The organism is Pseudoalteromonas sp. P1-16-1b (assembly GCF_001401785.1).
GTDB classification, from domain to species: domain Bacteria; phylum Pseudomonadota; class Gammaproteobacteria; order Enterobacterales; family Alteromonadaceae; genus Pseudoalteromonas; species Pseudoalteromonas undina.
In genome coordinates, this window is the sequence record NZ_LKGQ01000005.1 from 62,166 (window position 1) to 82,105 (window position 19,940).

Annotated in this window: 18 protein-coding genes; 9 read left to right on the forward strand and 9 right to left on the reverse strand. The window is 39.7% G+C overall.

Annotated elements, in window-relative coordinates; translation table 11 throughout:
* Positions 1-2 precede the first annotated feature (2 nt).
* Both AN392_RS05570 and AN392_RS05575 read left to right on the forward strand, forming a co-directional pair.
* Entirely contained in the window at positions 3-1,577 is a 1,575-nt protein-coding gene (locus tag AN392_RS05570) for a dihydrolipoyllysine-residue acetyltransferase (RefSeq protein ID WP_055012096.1), read from the forward strand.
* Positions 1,578-1,736: 159 nt separating this feature from the next.
* Positions 1,737-2,096 (forward strand): DUF805 domain-containing protein, encoded by a 360-nt coding sequence (locus AN392_RS05575; RefSeq protein ID WP_010390103.1) that lies wholly within the window; start codon positions 1,737-1,739, stop codon positions 2,094-2,096.
* Positions 2,097-2,154: 58 nt separating this feature from the next.
* Here AN392_RS05575 and AN392_RS05580 read toward each other — a convergent pair whose 3' ends face one another.
* The gene (locus AN392_RS05580) at positions 2,155-3,327 is read right to left on the reverse strand and encodes a putative manganese transporter (protein WP_055012097.1); all 1,173 of its coding nucleotides are present in this window, start codon (positions 3,325-3,327) and stop codon (positions 2,155-2,157) included.
* Between the two features lie 88 nt (positions 3,328-3,415).
* A complete protein-coding gene (locus tag AN392_RS05585) occupies positions 3,416-5,041 on the reverse strand; it encodes a M28 family metallopeptidase (protein WP_055012098.1) in 1,626 nt (541 codons plus the stop codon).
* A 107-nt stretch (positions 5,042-5,148) separates the two neighbouring features.
* Here AN392_RS05585 and AN392_RS05590 point away from each other — a divergent pair, with 107 nt between their 5' ends.
* Genes AN392_RS05590 through AN392_RS05600 form a run of 3 tightly spaced genes read left to right on the forward strand, consistent with a single transcriptional unit; the run spans position 5,149 to position 7,947 of the window.
* Positions 5,149-5,961 (forward strand): DUF3025 domain-containing protein, encoded by an 813-nt coding sequence (locus AN392_RS05590; RefSeq protein WP_055012099.1) that lies wholly within the window; start codon positions 5,149-5,151, stop codon positions 5,959-5,961.
* A complete protein-coding gene (locus AN392_RS05595; RefSeq protein ID WP_010390097.1) occupies positions 5,958-6,746 on the forward strand; it encodes an ABC transporter ATP-binding protein in 789 nt (262 codons plus the stop codon). The genes AN392_RS05590 and AN392_RS05595 overlap by 4 nt, the downstream gene beginning before the upstream one ends.
* Positions 6,739-7,947 carry an ABC transporter permease gene (locus tag AN392_RS05600; RefSeq protein ID WP_055012100.1) on the forward strand — a complete coding sequence of 403 codons (1,209 nt, stop codon included), beginning with the start codon at positions 6,739-6,741 and terminating at the stop codon, positions 7,945-7,947. Before AN392_RS05595 ends, AN392_RS05600 begins: the two co-directional genes overlap by 8 nt.
* Positions 7,948-8,126: 179 nt before the next feature.
* Here AN392_RS05600 and AN392_RS05605 read toward each other — a convergent pair whose 3' ends face one another.
* The 5 genes from AN392_RS05605 to AN392_RS05625 form a co-directional block, all read right to left on the reverse strand.
* Positions 8,127-9,851, reverse strand: a complete 1,725-nt coding sequence (locus tag AN392_RS05605; RefSeq protein WP_055012101.1) for a proline--tRNA ligase — start codon at positions 9,849-9,851, stop codon at positions 8,127-8,129.
* A 129-nt stretch (positions 9,852-9,980) separates the two neighbouring features.
* The gene (gene tsaA, locus AN392_RS05610) at positions 9,981-10,685 is read right to left on the reverse strand and encodes a tRNA (N6-threonylcarbamoyladenosine(37)-N6)-methyltransferase TrmO (protein WP_055012102.1); all 705 of its coding nucleotides are present in this window, start codon (positions 10,683-10,685) and stop codon (positions 9,981-9,983) included.
* Positions 10,686-10,848: 163 nt separating this feature from the next.
* Positions 10,849-11,418: an outer membrane beta-barrel protein gene (locus AN392_RS05615; RefSeq protein ID WP_055012103.1), complete on the reverse strand. Its 570-nt coding sequence runs from the start codon at positions 11,416-11,418 to the stop codon at positions 10,849-10,851.
* Between the two features lie 246 nt (positions 11,419-11,664).
* The gene (locus AN392_RS05620; RefSeq protein WP_008113812.1) at positions 11,665-12,129 is read right to left on the reverse strand and encodes an acyl-CoA thioesterase; all 465 of its coding nucleotides are present in this window, start codon (positions 12,127-12,129) and stop codon (positions 11,665-11,667) included.
* Positions 12,130-12,230: 101 nt separating this feature from the next.
* The gene (locus AN392_RS05625) at positions 12,231-13,877 is read right to left on the reverse strand and encodes an electron transfer flavoprotein-ubiquinone oxidoreductase (RefSeq protein WP_055012104.1); all 1,647 of its coding nucleotides are present in this window, start codon (positions 13,875-13,877) and stop codon (positions 12,231-12,233) included.
* 220 nt (positions 13,878-14,097) lie between these two features.
* On the opposite strand from AN392_RS05625, the gene AN392_RS05630 reads away from it, so the two are divergent.
* The 3 genes from AN392_RS05630 to AN392_RS05640 all read left to right on the forward strand — a co-directional run bounded on the left by AN392_RS05630 (position 14,098) and on the right by AN392_RS05640 (position 17,039).
* Positions 14,098-14,847: an electron transfer flavoprotein subunit beta/FixA family protein gene (locus AN392_RS05630; RefSeq protein WP_008113816.1), complete on the forward strand. Its 750-nt coding sequence runs from the start codon at positions 14,098-14,100 to the stop codon at positions 14,845-14,847.
* Positions 14,848-15,774: an electron transfer flavoprotein subunit alpha/FixB family protein gene (locus AN392_RS05635; protein WP_008113818.1), complete on the forward strand. Its 927-nt coding sequence runs from the start codon at positions 14,848-14,850 to the stop codon at positions 15,772-15,774. It begins immediately after the preceding gene.
* A 185-nt stretch (positions 15,775-15,959) separates the two neighbouring features.
* The gene (locus AN392_RS05640; RefSeq protein WP_055012105.1) at positions 15,960-17,039 is read left to right on the forward strand and encodes an acyltransferase family protein; all 1,080 of its coding nucleotides are present in this window, start codon (positions 15,960-15,962) and stop codon (positions 17,037-17,039) included.
* 126 nt (positions 17,040-17,165) lie between these two features.
* On the opposite strand, the gene asnS is transcribed toward AN392_RS05640, so the two are convergent.
* Positions 17,166-18,563 carry an asparagine--tRNA ligase gene (gene asnS, locus AN392_RS05645; RefSeq protein WP_008113822.1) on the reverse strand — a complete coding sequence of 466 codons (1,398 nt, stop codon included), beginning with the start codon at positions 18,561-18,563 and terminating at the stop codon, positions 17,166-17,168.
* 286 nt (positions 18,564-18,849) lie between these two features.
* Between asnS and AN392_RS05650 the strand changes: the two genes are divergently transcribed.
* On the forward strand, positions 18,850-19,284 hold the full coding sequence (locus AN392_RS05650; protein WP_008113825.1) for an ATP-binding protein: 435 nt from the start codon (positions 18,850-18,852) through the stop codon (positions 19,282-19,284).
* Positions 19,285-19,287: 3 nt separating this feature from the next.
* Here AN392_RS05650 and AN392_RS05655 read toward each other — a convergent pair whose 3' ends face one another.
* Entirely contained in the window at positions 19,288-19,917 is a 630-nt protein-coding gene (locus tag AN392_RS05655) for a Vat family streptogramin A O-acetyltransferase (protein ID WP_055012106.1), read from the reverse strand.
* Positions 19,918-19,940 lie beyond the last annotated feature (23 nt).

Here is a 19,940-nt window from a genome sequence, read left to right on the forward strand (position 1 = left end):
CCATGGCTAAAGATTTTATATTACCCGACATTGGTGAAGGCATTGTTGAATGCGAAGTAGTCGAATGGCTGGTACAAGAAGGTGATACAGTAAAAGAAGATCAGCCTATTTGTGATGTGATGACAGATAAGGCCTTAGTGCAAATTCCTGCGGTACACGATGGGGTGATCACTAAGCTACATTGCAAAAAAGGCGATATTGCTAAAGTGCATGCGCCGTTATTTGCAATGGATGTTGCCGGGGAAGCACCCAGCGAAAAGACTGAAACATCATCTGCACCAACATCTACTCGTGAACACTTAGAAGATTTTATCTTACCCGATATTGGTGAAGGTATTGTTGAGTGTGAAATTGTAGAGTGGTTAGTAGCAGAAGGCGATGAGATTGAAGAAGACCAAGCTGTTTGTGATGTAATGACTGATAAAGCGTTGGTACAGATACCGGCTAAATATACCGGTACTGTACAAAAGCTATATTATCAAAAAGGTGAAATTGCCAAAGTACATAGCCCGTTGTTTCAAATGACCATAGCAGGTCAAGCTGCAAAAGAAGATGTTGATGTTAATCAAGCGGTCGTAAAAGCACAAAGCAATGCAACTACCGATTCACCGGCTAAACAAACACAACCACAAACTGCGATTGTTAACGAAAAAGCAGTTGCCTCACCTGCGGTTAGACGTAAAGCGCGAGAGCTTGATGTAGATTTAACTTGCGTACCAGGCAGTGGTAAAAATGGTCGTATTTATAAACAAGATATTGAAGCATTTATAAAAAATGAAGTGCCATCTGGTATGGATACTTCTGAGCTTAACAAGCCACAAGCTTCTGAGAGTAAAAAAACCAGCAGTACTGAACATACAGCGAGCACAGGTGGAACGCGAACAGAAGCGATTAAAGGTATTAAAGCGGCCATGGCAAAACAAATGGTAGCGTCGGTTTCTACTATTCCACACTTTACCTACAGTGATGAAATTGACTTAACTGATTTAATTGCACTTAGAGCTGATCTGAAAGAGCAATATAAAGCACAGGGTGTTAAGTTAACTATGATGCCGTTCTTTATTAAGGCGTTATCGTTGGCAATGAGTCAATTCCCAGTACTTAACTCAAAAGTAAATGATGATTGTAGCGAAATTACTTACTATGACGATCATAACATTGGGGTTGCAGTAGATTCTAAAGTAGGTTTATTAGTGCCTAACATTAAGGCTTGCCAAACAAAAAGTATTGTAGAGGTTGCTAACAGTTTAACTCAGCTTACTGATTCTGCTCGCGAAGGGCGAGTTGCACCTGATGATTTAAAAGGTGGCACTATTAGCATTTCTAACATTGGTGCAATTGGCGGCACTATTGCAACGCCAATCATAAATAAGCCAGAAGTCGCGATTGTTGCACTTGGTAAATTACAGCACCTTCCACGCTTTGATCAGCAAGGGCAGGTAGTTTCACGTGCAATTATGCAAGTAAGTTGGTCAGGTGATCACCGTGTAATTGATGGCGGCACTATAGCGCGCTTTAATAATTTATGGAAAGAATACCTAGAACAGCCAGCTAAAATGATGATGGCAATGCGCTAATTCTTTTTGATGATTTATTAAAAAACTATTTAAAAAACCAGCATAAAGCTGGTTTTTTTCTTTAATAAATTTATATTATTAATTAAGATACAAATGTAACCAAATAGGTAACACTGTACGCCCTTTAGGGAATATAAAAAATAACATTAAGGAAATTTTATGGAACATTATATGAATGCACTGCGTAGCTACGCAGATTTTTCAGGACGTAATCGCCGCAAAGCATTTTGGATGTTTATGTTAATTAATTTGATTTTTTCGCTTTTAACAAGTGTTATAGATGGTATTACAAACACAATGTTTGTAAGCACAATATATAGCTTGGCTTTATTGATTCCTCAACTAAGTGCGGGTGCTCGCCGTCTTCACGATACTAATCGTTCAGGTTGGTGGCAATTACTGTGGCTAGTGCCAGTGATTGGCTGGATCATTTTGATTATCTTCCTAGCGCAAGACTCGCAAGAAGGTGAAAACGATCACGGTGCTAACCCTAAAGAAGTTGAACTACACACTGCTTAATTAGGTAACTTGTAAACATTTTAAGCTCAGCCATTGCTGAGCTTTTTTATGTAAAAAATTAAGTTACAAAGTAATACAGTCCATAACCAACCATCAATGCCGGTATGGCGGTATAAATTGTAGCAATAATGGCCGCTCTGGGTGCCATAGCAATGGCAGGGAAAAGCGCATCGCCATCGTTGGAGATGGCGTTCGCTGCTAAAGCACTAAACGGTATCACACCTTGAATGTATAAAGTGGTGACAATGATTTGCGGTCCACAACCGGGTAAGAAGCCAATTAATACCGCAATTAACGGCGCTAAATAGGCATAATTTACAAACCATGTTTTTAAATCAAGGCCAAACACGGTAACCAATAGTTCAAATAACACAAAGGAGGCAACCACCCACGCAGTTACAAAGTGAGTATCTTGCAGTACTTTTGTTATTTTTGAAGGCGGGCTGCATAGATCGTCTTCTGAGGTTACTTCCTTATAGCTTTCACCTTTTGATGATAGCGCCCACATAAACACAACAAACAATGCCATTAATGCGCCAAAAAAACTGACTGCGGTCACTGTGTGCTTACCAAATTGGCTTAAATCAATATTAAACGCCAGTACAAAAGCAATAAGTAACCCAGGAATAATAGCCATTAACCAAATAGGCTTGCTCAACTTTATTATTTTGGTTGGCAATACAGTCACTGGCTGTGTTTGCTTTTGATTGGTAGGGCATAAATAACCCGTTTTATGTAGTTTATTAACCAGTAAGCCTGTTAGCGTTCCAACGACTAAGCCTATGGCCATTATTGTTAACCCGTCAGTAGGGCGTGTAGCTAATAATAAAAACGCAGCATCACCCATAGTTGCTGTTAATACCGCGACAATAGCCCCAAAGCTTGCTTGTCCCTTGGTAAATTGAGTAACCACAATGATTGCACCACCACAGCCTGGCAGCATACCTAAAAAAGCAGCAAAGCTGACCTCTAACACAGGAGACTTAGCATTTAGATAACGAAGCTCTAGTTGGGGTAAATGATCAATCGCGTAGTAGTAAATAAATAAGGTAGCAGCAACAAACACACTGACTTGAAAAAAAGCATCACTGAGTGCAGTGATTGTTATAGTGCGTAAGGTGGGCAAGGCTAAACAGACTAAAATTAACAGTGGTAAAATTAGGCGTTTATTTTGATGAAAAACACGTTTTGCAGCTGGCGAAATAACTCCTAAATGTTCTGTTAAAAACATACAGTACGACCTAATTAAGAAACTAGATCGCACTGTACTATTTTATTAAATGATAATCAATATCATTTGAGGGGTTGGTTGAAAATGCTTATTTACGTTGAAACTCTGAGTTTTCATTCCAAGTAGGCCATTGAGATTGCTGCGAAATATCAAAACCTACTTTATAAAATAATTGTAAATCTTGAACCGCACCTGATAAATCCCACTCATCGCGATATCTATCACAAGGCTGGTGGTAACAGCCACGCAGTACTAGGCTCATACGCTTGCGGTAATTAGCCGTTTCTTCATCAAACGCTTCTGAACCACCACCAGCATACATAGCAGGTACGCCCATATTGGCAAAGGCAAAGTGATCAGAGCGGTAGTAACCACCTGAAGATGGCTTAGGGTCGCCCGATACTGTTCTGCCTTGCTCTTTTGCAGCCGTTGCTAATAGTTCATCCATTTGCGATTTACCAATACCCACCACACTAATATCTTTTACTTTTCCTAATAGGTTTAAGCTATCCATATTAATATTAGCAACGGTTTTATTTGCCGGAATAACTGGGTTAGCGGCGTAGTATTTTGAGCCAAGCAAACCTTGTTCTTCAGCGGTTACCGCTAAAAAGGTCATTGAGCGGTCAGGGCGTTTACCTAGTTTGGTAAATGCTTCAGCCACTTCGATCATACCGGCTGTACCTGTCGCATTATCGTGGGCACCATTATAAATTTGATCGCCTTTACGATTTTCATCCGTTCCTAAATGATCCCAATGCGCAGAGTAAATAATATGCTCATCTGGCGTTTTACTACCGGGAAGAGTGGCAATAAAGTTATAAGATACCGATTTTTTGATGGTATTTTTTACATTCACAGTGGCAGCTAAATCGCCCATATCTACATGATAAGCGCCTTTAGCTGCTTCTGCTTTAGCAGTATCAAAATCAAGGCCTGCTTTAGTAAATAGCTCTTTTGCTACATCAACAGTAACCCAACCTTCAACAGCAACACGATCGATGTTGTTATTATCTTTTACAAAACCAAACTGCTCGCCACTCCACGAGTTCTCAACCACTGACCAAGGGTAAGAAGCAGGAGCCGTTTCATGAATGATAATAGCGCCCGCTGCACCTTGACGGCTTGCTTCTTCGTATTTATAAGTCCAGCGACCGTAATAGGTCATGGCATCACCGGTAAATAAGTTTGGATCTTTAGTTGCAAAACCAGGATCATTTACCAGCATCACGACGGTTTTACCCTTAACATCTAGGCCTTCGTAATCATTCCAGTTATATTCAGGTGCGTTAACACCGTAGCCGACAAATACTAGCTCTGAATTTTCAATCCCTTCTTGCGCACTTATACGGCTACTACCCATTACCATGTCTTTTTTGTATTGGTAGTCTTTACCGCCAATATTAAGCACCATGTCAGAGTCTGCTTCTAATGATACAAGCGGGACTTCTTGGAAAAAACTATCACCGTTACCCGGTTCAAAGCCCAATGCAGTAAATTCTTTTGTTAAGTAGTCAAGCGTAAGCTTTTCACCTTCAGATGAAGGAGCACGACCACCAAACTCATCAGAGGCTAACACTTTTACATGCTTAGCAATTTCATCGGCTTGAATGCTGTTATAGCCTTTCGCGACATCGTCAGAAGTGATACTTGTTGTTGCACAACCCGCTAGAATCGCGGTTGTGATTAAGGTCAAAGAAAAATAACGTTTCATATTGGCTCTTTTTTTGTTCTAAGTGGCCCTAGTATATGAACTTCTGTTAATTAGAACCAGTTTTTGCGGTAAACTGTTAGGGATAAAAATGTACAGTAAAGGTAACAATGAAGCGTTTTACTCCCCCAGAACAATTTCAAGCAACGAGCCTAAACACAGGGGCATTTGCTCACTTACGTCAGCTGTTTAAAATTCATCAACAACCAGACTGGCCAGAACCTGCGTATTTTGCCCCGTACTTAAATGCCATAAACGCAAATAATCTCCCCATTCGTTTTATCGATGATGCAAAGGTTGACTTTGCTGAGCGCTATTATGAACAAGTTATTTTTGAAACTGGGGAAGTACCTACTCGCCAGCAAAATTGGCATGATCTGTTTGGTGGTTTTATTTGGTGTTTATTCCCAAAAACAAAAGCCCTAATCAATCAGCGTCATGTAGATGAAATAGCAGTCCATGGTTTAAAACAACGCAGTAAACATCGTAACGCATTAACCCTGTTTGACGAGTGTGGCGTAGTTTTAGCTATTAGTGATTCTAATTGGAAAGCATGCTTAAGAGACCACCAATGGAAAACAGCATTTATAACGCATAGAGAGCAGTGGGGTAAAACTATAGCGCCATTCATGTTTGGCCACGCTAATTACGAAATGTTGACCAAACCTTATATTGGGCTCACAGGCAAAGCATTATTTGTGAATGTACCTGATGAAATATTTTGTAAAGATTTAGTAACGCAATATCAGTACCTAGATAAGCAACTTTATGAGATGATTAAAAATGATGATTGTTTAGCCGATAATAAACAGCTTTCACCCTTACCCTTATTAGGTGTTCCTGGTTGGTGTGAGGAGAATAACAATTCATCATTTTACGACAACACGGACTATTTTAGACCGAAACGAAGGACACGAAAATGATAGAAGTCACCGCGCTTAAGAAGAAGTTTAAGCTCACCAAAGATCATAAAAAAAATAAAACAGATGAAGTAGACCCACGCGAAGATAAAGACTTTTTTCATTCAGTAAAAAATGTCAGCTTTAGCTGTGCAAAAGGCGAAGTATTAGGGCTGTTAGGGCCTAATGGCGCGGGTAAAACCACCACCTTAAGAATGATTTCAACCGCTTTAAAACCGGATGATGGCAGTATTACCATTGCCGGAAACGATATAATTAAAAAGCCACTCATTGGGCGTAAATCTATCGGGTTTTTGTCTGGCTCTACTGGTTTATATGGCCGTTTAACGGTAAAAGAAAATATCGAATATTTTGCAAAGCTACATGGCATGAGCAAGCAGGCAATCAAGGCACGCTGTGAAGAATTATTTACCTTACTCGATATGCATAAATTTATTGATAAGCGTGCTGAAAACTTATCAACCGGTATGAAGCAAAAAGCCAATATAGCGCGTGCTGTGGTGCATCACCCAGACGTTGTTATTCTTGATGAGCCAACTACCGGGCTTGATATTATGACCACGCAAACAGTAATTAACTTTATTAAAGGCTTAAAAGCACAAGGCACTCCTGTTATTTTTTCTACGCACCATTTAGATGAAGTTGCGCTTTTATGTGACCGTGTAGCGGTTATTAATGAAGGTGTAAGTTGTTTTGATGGCACCCTCGCTGAATTTAAACAAGCGGGTAACAGCGAAGAATTAAACCAAGCGTTTATGAACATATTAACGGAGAAGCAAGATGTTTGAAGTTTTTAAAAAGGAATTAACCGAGCTGCTACGCGATAAAAAAACCTTGTTGTTCGTGGTAGTATTTCCGATTGTGGTTTTTCCGTTGTTATTTGCTGTGGTTGCGTTTATTTCTTCGCAAGCCGCGCTTGATGCAGAGCAAAAAGTGAATACTTATGCGATTATCAATGGCGACTTTGCCCCAGAATTTACTGATAAAGTGTTTTATCATAAAAGCTTTGAGTTATATAAAGGCGATAAAACTTTTAATAGTGTTGAGGAGCTAAAAGCAGGGGTAACTGCTGGCGATATCGACATGGGAATATACTTACCAAGCGATGCAGTAAAAACATTAGATGATAAAAAGCAAAGTGAATGGCAAGTTGTATTTAATGATTCAAAATCAATTAACTTCTTATTTGAGCGTGTAAAAGAACTTGCTAAAGAGTACAGCGATACACTTCAAGAAAGTAAACTATTGAGTTTTGGTATCGATAAAAGCGCACAAGAATCTATTTTAAAGCCAATTAATGTGGTTAAAGTTGATACTGCAGACAAACGTGAAAACTTAGGTGAAAAAGTAGGTGGGTTTTTACCTTATTTACTTATCCCGCTAGTGCTAATGGGGGCAACTTACCCAGCAATTGATTTAGGCGCTGGCGAAAAAGAGCGTGGTACTTTAGAAACGTTATTACTTACCCCCATTACTCGTACAGAGCTAGTATTGGGTAAATTTATTACTCTACTCACAACTTCAATCGCATCAACTACTATCACCGTGATTAGTATGGGGTGTTGGATAGCATTAGCACTGGCATTTGCTGATCTAGAGTTTATTAAAGCCGCGTTTAGTACATTAGGCATTTCAGACTTGCTGATGATTTTTGTATTATTATTACCAATTGCAGCTATTTTTTCTGCATTAGCATTGGCTATATCAATCTATGCACGTTCGTTTAAAGAAGCGCAAAATTACATGACGCCATTAAGTATGGTGGTATTTTTCCCAATTATTATCTCTATTATGCCTAATATGGAACTGACCGCTAAAACAGCCTTTATTCCGGTTACTAACGTCGCCTTAGCGATTAAAGAAATTATTAAAGGCACAGTCGATTACACGCTGGTGGGATTAATATTTTTGGCTACGGCACTGATAGCCGGTGCACTATTGGCATTTTGTGTTAAGTGGTTTAACCGCGAAGACGTGTTGTTTAGATAACCATCTAAATTGCTAAGTATTTAAAAGGTCGCACAGCGACCTTTTTTTATAAATTATTAATTATGAGACAGTGCTATTTGCTTAATTTAAGCTCTGTGTTTGAAAATTACTAGATAAGCAATCAATAAAAAACCGCTGTATGAAAAAATCATACAGCGGTTTTTTAATGAGATTACTATTTATGATTTAAATTGCGCTTTAATAGTTTCAATTGCGCTATCAATATCTATCATAAGTTTTTCACCGGTGCGACGGTTTTTTAGTTCTACCTTATTCTCATCAAGGTTACGCTCACCAATGACAAGTGTGTAAGGTACACCAAGTAATTCCATGTCGTTAAACATAACACCAGGGCGCTCTTTACGGTCATCAAATAGCACATCTAGGCCTGCATCTTTTAAACCTTGATATAGGTTATTAGCAATATCAGGAATACGATGCGATTTATGCATATTCATTGGCACAATTGCTAAATCGAAAGGAGCTATAGCTTTAGGCCATGTAATACCGTATTGATCGTTATTTTGCTCAATAGCTGAAGCAACAATACGTGATACACCAATTCCATAACAGCCCATAGTCATTATTTGGTTTTTACCTGACTCGCTTAGTACACCTGCTTTTAATGCTTCTGAGTACTTAGTACCTAGCTGGAAAATATGACCCACTTCAATACCGCGCTTAATTTGTAACGTGCCTTGACCACACGGGCTAGGATCGCCTTCTACAATATTACGGATATCAGCAACTTCGTAGTTTGTTACGTCGCGATCCCAGTTAATACCGCTAAAGTGCTCATCATCATTATTGGCACCGGCTACAAAATCAGCCATTACATCCGCTGTTCTATCAACAATAATAGGCATGTTCAAGCCAACTGGGCCTAAAGAGCCTGGTTTTGCGCCAATGGCAGCAACAATATCTGCTTCGGTTGCCATTTCAAGTGGAGAATCAACCAATGGGTGCTTTTCAGCTTTGAGTTCATTAAGTTCGTGATCGCCACGCAGTACTAATGCAACAAGCCCGCGTACGCCGTCTTCATTAGGAGTACCATAAACCACTAATGTTTTAACACCGCGATGGGGTTTTACGCCATAGTGTTTTTTAAGCTCATTAATTGTTTTAGCATCAGGCGTTGGGAATGCTTTTAACTCTTTGCTTGCTTGTGGGCGAGCTTCAGTTGGCGCTAATGCTTCGGCTTTTTCAATATTAGCGGCGTAGTCGCTGGCATCACTAAAAGCAATGGCATCTTCGCCAGATTCAGCAAGTACATGGAACTCATGCGATACACTACCGCCAATAGAGCCTGTATCTGCAATTACTGGGCGGTAATCTAAGCCTAAACGTTCAAAAATATTACAGTAGGCTTTGTGCATTACTTGATACGTTGCATCTAAACATTCATCGGTTAAATGGAATGAGTAGGCATCTTTCATAGTAAATTCACGGGCACGCATAACACCAAAACGTGGGCGGCGCTCATCACGTACTTTAGTTTGTACTTGGTACAAAGTAATTGGTAGTTGTTTGTAGCTGTTAATTTCTTTACGAACAAAATCGGTGATCACTTCTTCATGGGTAGGGCCCATGGCAAATTCACGATTATGACGGTCGGTAAAGCGCATTAACTCAGGACCAAACTCACTCCAGCGGCCAGACTCTTCCCATAAATCAGCAGGCTGAATAACAGGCATAAGCATTTCAATTGCGCCGGCTTTATCCATTTCTTCGCGTACTATGTTTTCTACTTTTCTTAGCACACGTAAGCCAGAGGGAAGCCAAGTGTATAAACCCGAAGCGACGCGACGGATCATTCCGGCTCTAAGCATTAATTGATGCGAGACAATTTCCGCATCGGATGGCGTTTCTTTAAGTGTAGCGAGTATATATTGACTAGTACGCATGTTTTTTCCGAAATAGAGTGATATGTTCTTTTAATTAAGGCGCTCAGTTTACCAGCGGTTGCATTGACACTAAAGCGCTAAGTGATTTTTTATCGAATTTTATAGCCATAGCAGGGCTTTAAAGTTAGCTTAACTGAGCTCAATATGAGTAACCAGATGATGAGAATCAGTCACTTGCCAAGTAATATTGTATTCATACAAATTCATACCATAGCTTTGCACGCCTTGTTTTTGCTTTTTGTAGGCAGGGCGCGGATCTTGTTTTAGCACATTACTAATAAACGCTTGTAGCTCAGGATAGTGACTTTGTTTATTTATAAATTCTATAGCCTGTTGGCTAAACTCAACACTCATTTGAGTCTCTGGGCGCGTATCGGCAAATCCAGCGCTTGCATCGGGTAATGAGTCTGAATAGGGTAAATAAGGTTTTATATCTACGATGGGTGTGCCATCAAGTAAATCAATACCGGCGAGCAATAACGCCAACTGGCCGTTTGTATACTCAATTCCCTCTAACTTTACTGCACTCATGCCAATAGCATTTGGACGAAAAGTAGCACGAGTAGCAAATACGCCTTTACGCTCATTACCGCCAAGGCGCGGCGGGCGAACCATTGCTGAATAGCCTTTATCAGCAGTTTCATGAAAACGAAATAACAGCCAAATATGGCTAAATTCATCTAATCCGCGAACAAACTCTTCACGATTAAATTCTTTGGCAAAAATCAGTTTGGCTTTAGCCTCGGGTACTAATCTAGGTTGCCTAGGAATGGCAAATTTTTGTTTATACGGAGATTGAATATGGCCAATAGCCGAAATTTGATAATCGCTCATAATGCTCGGTTATAGAAAAAATAGAGCGTTATTCTACCTGTTATTAATGTTGCTGGCATTAGCTTAATTAGAAGAGGAGTTATAGACTGATTGGTTTAAATGTGAAATAAAAAAGGTAAGGCTAAAAATAGCCTTACCTAACGTTTTAATAATTGAGCTTTTATTAAAACATGTATTGGAATGATACTGACGCAACATCCATTTCTGGATCAATATCATCTTCTAATTCATAACGCTCATACTCTAAACGCACTTGCATATTGGTTGTAAATGCATATTCAATACCTGCACCGTAAAATACGTCGCCGCCATCTTGAGATGCGCTTACGCTGCCAACTGGAAGTTCTTGAGTAACGTCTGCATCCCATTCAAACCAACCACCTTTTGCATAAACAGAAAAATCTTCAGTAATAGGCGCTGCAAAACGTGCTGCTAACGATACGCCATCAATTTCAGCTTTACTGTCTATATCACTCACTTCATCAAAATTTTGATAAGCAAGCTCGAGGCTTAAATGTTCATTAAATTGGGTACCAATGTAACCTTTTAACATTTGCGCGTCGTCATCAAAGTCGGTGTCGTTTTCGCTATCTTCAAACTGAAATGAATATTGGCCATAACCAATACCAGTGTAAATACGCGGAGAGTCCATGTCGGTAACATCAGCTTGTGCCGCTGAATTAAAACCCAGTGTTGCTAAAGCAAGTGCAGAAAGAGAAAGTGTTTTAATCATTATATAGCTCCTTTAAAAAGTAATATCGATGAATTATTTCATCAAACGTCGATTTACTAATTGCAGTGAGCGTGCCAAGTATTATTTAGCCTAATATTTAGGCTTTATGTGTGTTTGTTAAGCTATTATGGTGTTTTTGGCACGCAAAACAATCAGGTGTTCAGCGTGCAGTTAATCCATAAAAATTAAAAAATTGTAGCTTTTACAAGTTGTTGTAGTTTCTACATACCTATAAAAGTAACTAAATTAAACTTTATCTAATAAGTTTTCTGTTTCGATGGCTATTTGCTTCATTTTAATTGCGTAGTTCTCAAGCTTTTTGTCTTCGTCGGTAACCGATTTAAATTCTGGTACCGCCACAGGGTAACCCGTTTCATCCATAGCAACAAAGCTAATAACACAGTGATTAGTTTCAACTAAGTTTTGCGTTTTAGGGTCACCACAGCGAACTTGAATAAAAATTTGCATGCTGGTTTTGCCGGTGTGTGCAATTTTTGCTTCAACCTCAACAATTTGGCCAACTAAGATAGGACGGCTAAACTTAACGCCCGCAACCGATACTGTTACACAGTAATGGCCGCTCCAGCCCGCAGCACAGGCATAACCCGCTTGGTCAATCCACTTCATGACCACACCGCCATGCACCTTACCACCAAAATTTACATCGGTTGGCTCTGCTAAAAAACGAAAAATTACACTCGACGACGCCATAACACACTCTCATTCATTCATATTACTTAACAGCATAGCGCAAAAAAGGGGCCGAAGCCCCTGCAATTTAGGATAAGTTTATAATTTCTATAGAAAGGTTGTTACATATTGGGATAGTTAGGGCCACCAGCGCCTTCGGGAGTTACCCAGGTAATATTTTGGCTCGGATCTTTAATATCACAGGTTTTACAATGCACACAGTTTTGCGCGTTGATCACAAAGGATTGCTCGCCTTCTACTTCTTGTACTTCGTAAACGCCGGCAGGGCAGTAGCGCTGTGCTGGCTCGTCAAATTTAACTAAGTTAACGTTAATCGGAATTGATGCATCTTTTAGTTTTAAGTGACACGGCTGCGATTCTTCATGATTAGTATTAGATAAAAATACTGAAGAAAGCTTATCAAAACTGAGTTTGCCATCAGGCTTAGGGTAGTTAATTTTTTCAGCTTGGTTAGCGTCTTTTAAAGTTGCATGGTCAGGTACGTTATCTTTAAAACTAAACGGTAGGGCACCCTTAAATATATTTTGATCAAGCGTGTTATATGCGCCGCCTGCAAATTTACCTAAGGTATGCATAGCAGGGCCAAAATTACGAGACTGATACAGCTCTTTATACGCCCATGACTTTTTAAACTCAGTGGTGTACTGGGTTAAATCATTATTAGCTAAATCGTTCTGTAGCGCATTAAAAATGACCTCAGCGGCTATCATGCCTGATTTCATAGCCGTATGATTACCTTTAATTTTTGCAAAATTAAGCGTGCCAGCATCACAACCCACTAGCAAGCCACCGGGGAAGTGCATTTTTGGTAATGAATGTAAACCGCCTTTAGCAATGGCACGTGCGCCATAGGCAATACGTTCTCCACCTTCAAGTGTATTTTTGAAAATAGGGTGATGTTTTAATCGTTGAAATTCATCAAACGGGCTTAAGTGCGGGTTTGAGTAATTTAAATCAACAATTAACCCCACAACCACTTGGTTGTTTTCGCTATGATACATAAAGGCGCCACCGCCAGTGTCACTACTTAATGGCCAACCGGTTCCGTGTACAACTTTACCCAACTGATGTTTAGATTCATCAACTTGCCAAATTTCTTTAAAACCTAGACCATAATGCTGTGGTGAACTTTCATCGTCTAAAGCAAACTGATTGATCAGTTGCTTACCTAAATGACCGCGACAGCCCTCAGCAAATACTGTGTACTTAGCGCGTAGCTCCATACCTGGCATGTAACCGTCTTTTTCATTGCCATTTTTATCTACACCCATATCGCCAGTAATGATGCCTTTTACAACATCATCTTCAATAATGACTGAATGCGCACTAAAGCCTGGAAATATCTCTACTCCAAGGTTTTCTGCTTGCTCTGCTAACCAGCGACATACATTACCCATAGAAACAATGTAGTTACCCTTGTTATGAAATGTATTTGGTGTAGCAAAGTGAGGAATTGAGGTTGCTTTATGTTCGTTGTTAAACCAGTAAATCTCATCATTTACCACTTTAGTCGAAACAGGAGCGCCGAGTTCCTGCCAATTTGGCAGTAATTCGTCAAGTGCTTTGGTTTCAAAAACGGCACCTGATAATACATGTGCGCCAACTTCTGAGCCTTTTTCAACTACACATATCATGCACTCTTGTTGTTTTTCTTGTGCTTGCTGCGCGAGTTTAATTGCTGTTGAAAGCCCCGCAGGACCTGCCCCTACAACAACAACATCAAATTCCATGGTTTCGCGTTCAATCATAATAACCTCTTTATCTATGACGGACTCACCTTTGCATTATTTGGCAAAAAGTAAGCTAAGCAACCTGTTTCTTTGTTATGCAAATTAATCGTTACAGGTTGTGAATAGTTTAAGGTTATTTTAGGTTGACGTTTACGTCAACAGGAAGTAGTCTGATTTCATAAAATAAATAGGTTGACGTAGACGTTAGCTTATAGGTTTAAATAATTATGGAGTCCCTATGAAAGTTCTCGTACCAATAAAAAGAGTGATCGACTACAACGTAAAAGCTCGCGTTAAACCTGACAACAGCGGTGTTGATTTAACTAACGTAAAAATGGCCATGAACCCATTTTGTGAAATTGCTGTGGAAGAAGCGATTCGTTTAAAAGAAGCGGGTACTGCAACCGAAGTAGTTGTTGTTACTATTGGCGCTAAAGCATCTCAAGAACAATTACGCACAGCACTGGCTTTGGGCGCAGATAAAGCGATTCATGTTGAAACAGAAGAAAATTTAGAGTCTTTACATATAGCAAAATTGCTTGCCAAAGTAGTTGAACAAGAATCGCCTGAACTGGTTATTTTAGGAAAACAGTCAATCGATTCTGATAATAATCAAACAGGTCAAATGCTAGCGGCGCTGACTAACCGTGGTCAAGGTACGTTTGCTTCTAAAGTGGTTATTGAAAATGGCAAAGTAAATGTTACTCGTGAAGTAGATGGTGGTTTACAAACCGTTGCACTTAATTTACCCGCAATAGTCACCACCGATTTACGTTTGAATGAGCCACGTTATGCGTCGCTACCTAATATTATGAAAGCCAAACGTAAGCCGTTAGAAGTTATTGCGGCTGATTCGCTAGGTGTAGATTTAGCCCCGCGTATTGAATTGGTCAGTGTAGAAGAGCCTGCAAAACGTAGCGGCGGGATTATTGTTGAAGATGTTGCACAGCTTGTAGAAAAACTTAAAACAGAGGCAAAGGTGATTTAAATGAAAACTCTTGTAATTGCAGAGCACGATAACGGTGCCTTAAAACCAGAAACCTCAAAAACGATTAATGCCGCTAAAAAATTAGGCTTTGACGTAGATGTATTATTAGCAGGCATAAACCTTGGCGCCATGAGTGAGTCACTCGCGAGCATTGAGGGTGTTGCGAATGTTTTACTTGCTGATAATGCAGTTTATGAGCATCAACTTGCTGAAAGCATGACAGATCTAGTGTTATCACTTGCAGATAGTTACAGCCATATTGTGGCAAGTGCAACTACTACAGGTAAAAACTTTATGCCGCGTGTTGCCGCATTATTAGATGTAGCGCAAATTTCAGAAATTATTGATGTAATTGACGCTGATACATTTAAACGTCCAATTTACGCGGGTAATGCTATTGCAACGGTTAAATCGCTCGATAGTAAAAAAGTGATCACAGTACGTGCAAGTAGCTTTGATTTACAAGGCGAGCAAGCTCCAGCTAATGTAACCGCTGTAGATGCAGTCTCTGATTCACAGTTAAGCAGTTTTGTTAGTGTTGAACAAACTGAATCAGAGCGTCCAGAGCTAACGGCTGCAGATGTGGTTATTTCGGGTGGTCGTGGTATGCAAAATGGTGAAAATTTTGCATTATTAAATGGCATTGCCGATAAACTCGGTGCCGCTATTGGTGCATCACGTGCAGCGGTTGACGCGGGCTTTGTGCCTAACGATATGCAAGTAGGGCAAACAGGTAAAATTGTCGCGCCTAATTTATATATTGCTGTGGGTATTAGTGGTGCCATTCAGCATCTTGCGGGTATGAAAGATTCAAAAGTTATTGTTGCCATTAATAAAGACCCTGATGCGCCAATATTCCAAGTAGCTGATTACGGTTTAGTTGCTGACTTATTTGATGTTTTACCACAGTTAGAGCAAGCACTATAAAGGACAGCAATAAACCGCTCCTAAAGTAACAAATTCTGATTTAAAGCCGCCGTTTCATTATTGATTCTGCGGCTTTTTTAATTCAACAACTCCACTTATCTAAATTACTTGCGATTTAAGTTTTTTTACTACAAAGTGACAGCGTTGTCATTTGTAGCAATACAAATTATTAAATAGGAGCCAAAATGACAAGGTATAAAGCACTTGATGCTATGCGAGGGCTAACCATAGCGTTAATGATACTGGTAAACACGCCGGGGTCGTGGTCCCATGTGTATGCCCCTTTACTTCATGCAGATTGGCATGGCTGTACCCCTACGGATGTAATTTTTCCGTTTTTTATGTTTATTATTGGCTCTGCGATGTTTTTTTCGTTCAAAAAAACGAACAGTGCAGCCAGTGCTAGCCAAGTATTAAGACTAGTTAAACGTGGAGCAATTATATTTGCCATTGGTCTAGCTTTAAATATTTATCCCTTTACTACCAATATTGAAAACTTGAGAATATTAGGTGTACTGCAACGTATAGGGATAGCCTATATTTTAGCGTCTATCTGTGTGTTGTTTTTAAATAGGCGAGGGGTGTTAACGCTATCGGTTATTACCTTAGTTGCTTATTGGTTATCACTGTTAAGTGTTGGCGCTGAAAACGCTTATACACTCGAACATAACCTAGTTAGAGCGGTTGATATTGTCGTACTAGGTGAGTCGCATTTATGGCAAGGTAAAGGGCTCGCATTTGATCCAGAAGGTCTCATCAGCACGTTACCCGCAGTGGTGAGTGTCTTGTTTGGTTTTGAAGTAACGGGCCTGTTAACGAGCACAAGTAGCCAGTGGACAAGCATTAAGCGTTTATTAGTTATTGGTGTAGTTGCCGTTGTTATTGGGCAATTAAGCTCAATGGTTATGCCAATTAATAAATCACTTTGGACTAGTAGCTTTGTTATTTACACATCCGGGATTGCTTGTATTGTGTTGGCATTTTTTGTTTGGCTTTGTGACATTGTTAAACCTGAGCGCCTTGTTAATCCATTAATTGTGTATGGATCAAACCCACTGTTTATATATGTATTATCGGCTGTGTGGGTACTGAGCTATTCACTGATAAATATTGGCGAGCTAAACTTGGGGGACTGGATGTATCAGCAACTCGCATTGGTTATGAGCGCTAAATTGGCATCGTTCACCTTTGCTTTATTGCATGTTATTGGCTTTTGGGTAATTTCGAATATACTTTATAAACGAAAAATATTTATAAAAATTTAGTATTTATAACAATTTCCTTCCCTAAGCGGGAGGCAAATTATTCAAGTATTTATGCACATTAATATATCAGACAATAAAAAACCAACCCGAGGGTTGGTTTTTTTATTTAACGTTACAAAGCTTAGCTTAGTACGTTGCGCTGCCTTTAGTACGTGGGAATGCAATAACATCACGTACGTTACCCATACCGGTAACATAAGCAACTAAACGCTCAAAACCTAAACCAAAGCCAGAGTGTGGCACGCTACCGTATTTACGGAGGTCGCGGTACCAGCTGTAATCTTCTTTGTTTAAGCCCATCTCTTCAAGGCGTGCATCTAATACATCAAGACGCTCTTCACGTTGTGAACCACCAATGATCTCACCAATACCAGGTGCAACTACGTCCATAGCTGCAACAGTTTTGCCGTCTTCATTTTGACGCATGTAGAATGCTTTAATATCACGCGGGTAGTTTTTAATAACAACCGGTGCTTTAAAGTGTTCTTCAGCTAGGTAGCGTTCGTGCTCAGACTGTAAATCTACACCCCATTCAACGTCGTACTCAAATTTCTTGCCACACGCTTTTAAAATCTCTACAGCATCGGTGTAGTCAACTTGGGCAAAGTCTTTTTCAACAAATTCTTCTAAACGGCTTATGGCTGTTTTTTCAACACGTAATGCGAAAAACTCCATGTCGTCACGGCGCTCTTCTAATACAGCTTTAAATACATACTTAAGCATGTTTTCAGCCAGTTTTGCGATGTCTTCTAAATCAGCAAACGCAACTTCTGGCTCTACCATCCAAAATTCAGCTAAGTGACGAGATGTGTTAGAGTTTTCTGCACGGAACGTTGGGCCAAAGGTGTAAATTTTTGACATAGCTGAAGCGTACGTTTCACCATTAAGTTGGCCTGAAACCGTTAAAAAGGCTTCTTTACCAAAAAAGTCTTCGCTGTAATCAATCTCGCCTTTGTCCGTCATTGGCAGATTTTGCATATCAAGCGTTGATACGCGGAACATCTCACCTGCGCCTTCACAGTCACTTGCAGTAATAATTGGCGTGCTGATCCAGTAAAACCCTTGCTCATGGTAAAAGCGGTGGATTGCTTGTGCTAAACAGTTACGTACACGTGTTACTGCGCCAATCATATTAGTGCGAGGGCGAAGGTGAGCGTGTTCACGTAAATACTCAATGCTGTGGCGTTTAGCCGACATTGGGTAGGTGTCAGGGTTTTCAACCCAACCTAACACAGTTACTGAGTTAGCTTGAATTTCGAAAGATTGACCTTGTCCTGCTGATTGTACTAATACACCGGTAACCGACACAGAACAGCCTGCTGTTAAGCTTGTAACTTCATCATAATTATTCAGTGAATTAGGAACTACCGCTTGAATAGGATCAAAACACGAACCGTCATGAACGGCTAAAAATGATATTCCTGCTTTTGAATCGCGGCGTGTACGGATCCAGCCTTTAATGGTTACTTGGCTGTCTACCGCAACATTGCCTTTTAATAGCTCTGAAATCGCTAAATGGCTCATCTTCACTCCAATGATATAAGTTGCCTAACTATATAAATTAACTGTGCGTTACTCATGCTTTTTAGCATTTGAGGTCACTGCACTTGAACCTTGTATAATACCTAGTAAAGTAAAATAAAAAAACTGTTGTGGGCAACTCTTTAAAAGTTTTTAGTGGTACGTTGTTTTTTTAACCAATTTTTACAGTTAAATAACCACTATTACCATTTGTTGCTCTGAAATTTCATCAATTTGTGGCATTATTAGTAAATAAACCGAATTGACGTATTAATAAAAAATGGATGCTATGAAACAAGTTTTTATTTTACGAGGACTACCAGGCAGTGGTAAGTCATATTATGCGCAAAATCTCGCCGAGGAACTTTCCGGAGCAGATGAAAGCCAATATTTTATTTGCTCAACAGATGATTACTTTGTTAACGAGCAGGGTGAGTATCATTTTGATAAGTTTAAATTATCGCAATATCATAATTTAAACTTGGCCCGTTTTATTAATGCCTTAGCACAAGGCATTGAACTGGTAATAGTGGATAACACCAATATTAAAAAGTGGGAATTTATTGCCTATTCACAAGCAGCCATTGCTTTAGGCTATCAGGTAAAAGAAGTGATTGTTGGCGAAGTGAAAGATAAGTCAATGCAACACTTATACGCAAAACGCAATAGCCATAACATACCGTTAAAAACGATTAGTAAAATGGCTTACATGTTTGAGTGGTAATTATTAAATTTTAGCTAATACGTCTATATCAGAGTGTGTAATGGCATCTAAATGAGCGGTGATTTTTTCACTGCTCCAGTCCCACCATGCAATCGCTAGAAGTTTATTAATTGTCGCATCATCAAAACGCTTTTTTATCAATTTTGCAGGGTTACCGCCAACAATGCCATAGGCGGGCACATCAGACGTTACCACAGATTTACTTGCTATAATGGCACCATCACCGACTTTTACTCCTGGCATAATGGTGGCGTTGTAACCTATCCACACATCATTACCTATTTCAGTATCTCCCTTAAAAGGTAAATCACCTTGTTGAGGTGCAGATTTTTCCCAGCCATTACCAAATATAAAAAATGGATAGGTAGAAAAGCCGGAGGTTTGATGATTAGCCCCATTCATTATAAAGGTAACGTCTTTAGCTATCGCACAAAACTTACCTATGATAAGACGGTCCCCGATAAAATCGAAATGGTAAAGTACATTTTTTTCAAAGTTTTCAGAGCCATCAGGGTCGTCGTAATAGGTATAATCACCAACGTCTATATTCGCAGAGGTGATAAAGTTTTTTAAATAACCTACTTGAGGAAACCCTTCCATAGGTGATGGATTGTTTGGATTTGGTCCGTTCATAGTTTCCTCCAAAGTAGAATATA

Coding starts and splice junctions, on each gene's coding strand:
- AN392_RS05655 (WP_055012106.1), bottom strand. CDS start 19,917: ATGAACGGACCAAATCCAAACAATCCATCACCTATGGAAGGGTTTCCT.
- AN392_RS05580 (WP_055012097.1), bottom strand. CDS start 3,327: ATGTTTTTAACAGAACATTTAGGAGTTATTTCGCCAGCTGCAAAACGT.
- AN392_RS05650 (WP_008113825.1), top strand. CDS start 18,850: ATGAAACAAGTTTTTATTTTACGAGGACTACCAGGCAGTGGTAAGTCA.
- AN392_RS05630 (WP_008113816.1), top strand. CDS start 14,098: ATGAAAGTTCTCGTACCAATAAAAAGAGTGATCGACTACAACGTAAAA.
- AN392_RS05595 (WP_010390097.1), top strand. CDS start 5,958: ATGATAGAAGTCACCGCGCTTAAGAAGAAGTTTAAGCTCACCAAAGAT.
- AN392_RS05625 (WP_055012104.1), bottom strand. CDS start 13,877: ATGATTGAACGCGAAACCATGGAATTTGATGTTGTTGTTGTAGGGGCA.
- tsaA (WP_055012102.1), bottom strand. CDS start 10,685: ATGAGCGATTATCAAATTTCGGCTATTGGCCATATTCAATCTCCGTAT.
- AN392_RS05575 (WP_010390103.1), top strand. CDS start 1,737: ATGGAACATTATATGAATGCACTGCGTAGCTACGCAGATTTTTCAGGA.
- AN392_RS05600 (WP_055012100.1), top strand. CDS start 6,739: ATGTTTGAAGTTTTTAAAAAGGAATTAACCGAGCTGCTACGCGATAAA.
- AN392_RS05590 (WP_055012099.1), top strand. CDS start 5,149: ATGAAGCGTTTTACTCCCCCAGAACAATTTCAAGCAACGAGCCTAAAC.
- AN392_RS05570 (WP_055012096.1), top strand. CDS start 3: ATGGCTAAAGATTTTATATTACCCGACATTGGTGAAGGCATTGTTGAA.
- asnS (WP_008113822.1), bottom strand. CDS start 18,563: ATGAGCCATTTAGCGATTTCAGAGCTATTAAAAGGCAATGTTGCGGTA.
- AN392_RS05640 (WP_055012105.1), top strand. CDS start 15,960: ATGACAAGGTATAAAGCACTTGATGCTATGCGAGGGCTAACCATAGCG.
- AN392_RS05585 (WP_055012098.1), bottom strand. CDS start 5,041: ATGAAACGTTATTTTTCTTTGACCTTAATCACAACCGCGATTCTAGCG.
- AN392_RS05635 (WP_008113818.1), top strand. CDS start 14,848: ATGAAAACTCTTGTAATTGCAGAGCACGATAACGGTGCCTTAAAACCA.
- AN392_RS05615 (WP_055012103.1), bottom strand. CDS start 11,418: ATGATTAAAACACTTTCTCTTTCTGCACTTGCTTTAGCAACACTGGGT.
- AN392_RS05605 (WP_055012101.1), bottom strand. CDS start 9,851: ATGCGTACTAGTCAATATATACTCGCTACACTTAAAGAAACGCCATCC.
- AN392_RS05620 (WP_008113812.1), bottom strand. CDS start 12,129: ATGGCGTCGTCGAGTGTAATTTTTCGTTTTTTAGCAGAGCCAACCGAT.